This window comes from Starkeya nomas (assembly GCF_902703545.1).
Lineage (GTDB): Bacteria > Pseudomonadota > Alphaproteobacteria > Rhizobiales > Xanthobacteraceae > Ancylobacter > Ancylobacter moscoviensis.
Genome location: NZ_CACSAS010000048.1, coordinates 1 through 3,104, shown reverse-complemented (window position 1 = coordinate 3,104; position 3,104 = coordinate 1). Strand labels below are relative to the sequence as shown.

Here is a 3,104-nt window from a genome sequence, read left to right as displayed (position 1 = left end):
AGGTGAAGGCGGGCGGCACCCAGCATTTCGACGACATGTCGCTTGCCGACATCCTTTCGGATGTCGCGCGCTCGGCCGGCCTGACGCTGGCCATCGATCCGCAGCTCGCGGAGGTGCGTATTCCCTATAGCCTCCGGTGGGAGGCGTCGCCGATCGACTTCGCCTCACGTCTCGCGGCCGAGCATGGCGGCATCGTGAAGCCCGGCGGGGAAAAGCTCTCCGTGGTGCGCCGGGGCGCCGGCACGGATGCCAGCGGCGCGGATCTGCCGCGCATCCGCGTGAAGCGGATCGGCAGCGGCGGATGGAACATCGAGGGCGAGCCGCGGCCGCGCTTCGGCGAGGTCGGCGCCGCCTGGCAGGACCCCAAGACCGGCCGGCGCCAGATCGCGAAGCAGAAGGCTGGCCAGAGCGGGCCGGTGCACAACCTCATCCACCCACGGGCAACTGAAGCGGAAGCCGAGGCCGCAGCCGAGGCGCGGGCACGCGAGCTCAACACGCAGACAGCATCGGGCTTCTTCGTGACGGAGTTCGATCCGACCTTCTCGGCCGGCGCCATCGTCGAGGCGAGCGGCTTCGGGGAAGGCGTGGACGGCGAATGGCCGAGCGAGCGGATCTCGACGAGTTGGGAGAAGGGCTCGCCGGTGCTCTCCACCATCGACGTGACGGCGAAGCCGGACAAGGCACAGGGAGGTGAGTGACGGGGTCCGGGTTGACCCCGGCGCGGGACTGGTTGGCGCCGATGCCCGCGTGCAGTGCAAGCACATGACCGCAACCCCGCCTCATGCTCTCGCGAGCCGGAGCGGGGTGCAGCATGTGGACTTAACATCGCGTGAAAGACATAAGATGCGGGTGCGGCGCGCTGCTGTTCCGCGCCGCCGGCGGGGCCCTGAGGGGCGTCGTCGAGATCAAGTGCCGCAAGTGCGGCACGCTCAATTCCCTGAGGCCGATAGAGCCCCTATCCGAACGCCGCGAGCGTCCTTCGACAGGAGAAGACGCATGCGGTTTCAGACCGAGACGATAGGCGACGCCACTCTCTACCTCGGCGATGCGCTGGAGATCCTCCCGACGCTCGATCGCCGGTTCGCCATGGTGCTCGCGGATCCACCTTATTGCTCTGGTGGAACGACAGCGCCGGAGCGGACCAAAGCCACCAGCGCCAAGTATCAATCGCATGAGAACCGTGGGCTCTATCCCGAGTTCGCTGGCGACACCCGCGATCAGCGCTCCTTCCTGGCCTGGTCGACGCTGTGGCTCGGGCGGGCTCGCGCCGTCGCGCTTCCCGGAGCTATCTGCGCTGTTTTCTCAGACTGGCGTCAGCTCCCGGTCACGAGCGACGCCCTGCAGGCGGCGGGCTGGATCTGGCGCGGCATCGTCCCTTGGGACAAGACGGAGGCGAGCCGGCCGCAGCAGGGCCGGTATCGCATCCAGGCCGAGTATGTCGTTTGGGGCACCAACGGCCCCCGACCGCTCGCGGGTAGCACGGCGCCGGGCGTCTTCCGCATGCCGAAGCCGCATCGAAAACACCACATCGCCGGGAAGCCGGTGGAGCTGATGGAGGGGCTTATGTCGGTGGTGGACGGGCCTGTGCTTGACCCGTTCATGGGCAGTGGCACGGTTGGGCTCGCCTGCGCTGCGCGGGGGCTTGATTATGTCGGCATAGAGGTGGAGCCGGCCTACTTCGAGATCGCTTGTCAGCGGCTGAGGGAGGCGGGCAAGAGCGGTACCGTCACGGCCTCGGCCGACTGGGGGTCGGCGCCAGCAGCGTGAACTTCACGCGCTTCTGGCCGCAGGCCGTGCATTTCATGATCGGGGCGAGATCTCGGTGCATCGAGCCATGGTCTCGCCCCAGCTTCGCGGCCAGCGCGGGCAAGTCCAGTTCGACGTATCGCCGGCATTCGGGGTTGAGACAGTGGACGCCGAGGCCGTGGCCGTTGTCGATCAGCGAGCCGAGGGTGTTGAGGATGACCGTCATGGACGCCTCCTTCGTCTTTTCCCAGTTCACTCTAGTCCTGGCTGGGACAGTAGCTCATACAGCTCGCCTAGGTCGGTCACCAGCACGTACTCATGCAGGCGCCTCGTTGCTATTGACATGTGGCGTGGATTGTAACACATTGATGCTAGACAAGAGGGGCGCCGACATGACCTGCATCATCACCATCAACGCTGCCGATCCCGAGCACCTCTCGGCCGTCAAGACCGAGATGGTCGAGCGCGGCGCCCCCACGCTCCGCGCCATCCGGGACGAGGCGCAGGGTGTCATCGTCGCGCTTGAGGGCTCGCACCGCTTCGTCGCTGCCCTTGAGCTTGGGCTGACTCCGACGCTCGCCCTGGTCGATGAGGATGAGATGCTGACGTGTGCCGATCTGGGCTTTGATGATTGCGGCTGGTTTGATGGCGAGCCCGCCCGCGCCGCCGATATCCGCGATCGGATCGCCGCGCCCTGCGGGACCTACAAGGGCTGCGCCTTCCACCGCGTCGATGACGACGCGATTGCGATTGTAGCCTGAGGAGGGCGTGACATGGCCGGCAAGCCCAGCACCCCCGAAAGCATCCTCCAGCGAGTCCGTGATCTGAGGAGCCGAGGCGTCGGCCTCAAGCAGATAGAGGCCGAGGTCGGATGTAGCCGATACACGGTTCGCAAAGCTCTTGAGGGCGAGGCTTTCCTCGACCGCGAGCGGGAGCGTGTGCGCGAGGCTGACGCCGCGAGGGCGGCGCAGCGCGCGGCCGATCCCGTGTACAAGGCGTATCAGGCCGAATATGGCGCCCGTCCTGAACGCAAGGAGCAGGTAAGGCGCAAGATGGCCGAGATCCGCGCGGTCAGGCGCAAAGGGGGCAAAAATGTCGATGCTTGAAGCGCTCGTCCGATACCACGACCGGTCAGTACGGACGGCGCTGAGCAAGGAGCAGCTTGGGATACCGGGCGCCGCGCGCGGAGGCACGCTCAGCACCACATTGCCGGCGCCGGAAGTCGCGGAATTCGAAGGCCGCACCAAGGATCGCCATGTGTTGTGCGTCGAGACCAGCGATGCGGGCCTCGTCGGGCTCCTTGGGCCGTGTTCATGGGGTGGCGGTCGGAAGATGACCAAAGACCTCGTCCGGGCCGG

Annotated in this window: 7 protein-coding genes; 6 read left to right on the top strand and 1 reads right to left on the bottom strand. The window is 66.7% G+C overall.

The genetic code is table 11. The features are described 5' to 3' along the window. From STARVERO_RS23220 to STARVERO_RS23210, 3 genes are all read left to right on the top strand, one after another. A partial coding sequence (locus tag STARVERO_RS23220; protein ID WP_200837961.1) for a contractile injection system protein, VgrG/Pvc8 family occupies positions 1–698 on the top strand: 698 nt, incomplete at its 5' end. A gap of 131 nt (positions 699–829) precedes the next feature. Continuing rightward, a complete protein-coding gene (locus tag STARVERO_RS23890; protein WP_159602636.1) occupies positions 830–1,021 on the top strand; it encodes a Com family DNA-binding transcriptional regulator in 192 nt (63 codons plus the stop codon). Next, positions 997–1,767 (top strand): DNA-methyltransferase, encoded by a 771-nt coding sequence (locus STARVERO_RS23210; RefSeq protein WP_159602633.1) that lies wholly within the window; start codon positions 997–999, stop codon positions 1,765–1,767. Before STARVERO_RS23890 ends, STARVERO_RS23210 begins: the two co-directional genes overlap by 25 nt. On the opposite strand, the gene STARVERO_RS23205 is transcribed toward STARVERO_RS23210, so the two are convergent. Further along, complete coding sequence (locus STARVERO_RS23205) at positions 1,727–1,972, bottom strand: hypothetical protein (RefSeq protein WP_159602630.1); 246 nt, start codon at positions 1,970–1,972, stop codon at positions 1,727–1,729. The genes STARVERO_RS23210 and STARVERO_RS23205 overlap by 41 nt on opposite strands. A 166-nt stretch (positions 1,973–2,138) precedes the next feature. On the opposite strand from STARVERO_RS23205, the gene STARVERO_RS23200 reads away from it, so the two are divergent. From STARVERO_RS23200 to STARVERO_RS23440, 3 genes are all read left to right on the top strand, one after another. Next, positions 2,139–2,507 carry a ParB N-terminal domain-containing protein gene (locus tag STARVERO_RS23200; protein ID WP_159602627.1) on the top strand — a complete coding sequence of 123 codons (369 nt, stop codon included), beginning with the start codon at positions 2,139–2,141 and terminating at the stop codon, positions 2,505–2,507. Positions 2,508–2,519: 12 nt separating this feature from the next. Continuing rightward, on the top strand, positions 2,520–2,852 hold the full coding sequence (locus STARVERO_RS23195; RefSeq protein ID WP_159602624.1) for a hypothetical protein: 333 nt from the start codon (positions 2,520–2,522) through the stop codon (positions 2,850–2,852). Continuing rightward, a partial coding sequence (locus STARVERO_RS23440; RefSeq protein WP_210253543.1) for a hypothetical protein occupies positions 2,839–3,104 on the top strand: 266 nt, incomplete at its 3' end. The genes STARVERO_RS23195 and STARVERO_RS23440, both read left to right, overlap by 14 nt.

What these genes read in the sequence shown, in the direction of transcription:
- STARVERO_RS23210 (WP_159602633.1), top strand. Translation starts at nt 997, where the DNA reads ATGCGGTTTCAGACCGAGACGATAGGCGACGCCACTCTCTACCTCGGC.
- STARVERO_RS23205 (WP_159602630.1), bottom strand. Translation starts at nt 1,972, where the DNA reads ATGACGGTCATCCTCAACACCCTCGGCTCGCTGATCGACAACGGCCAC.
- STARVERO_RS23200 (WP_159602627.1), top strand. Translation starts at nt 2,139, where the DNA reads ATGACCTGCATCATCACCATCAACGCTGCCGATCCCGAGCACCTCTCG.
- STARVERO_RS23195 (WP_159602624.1), top strand. Translation starts at nt 2,520, where the DNA reads ATGGCCGGCAAGCCCAGCACCCCCGAAAGCATCCTCCAGCGAGTCCGT.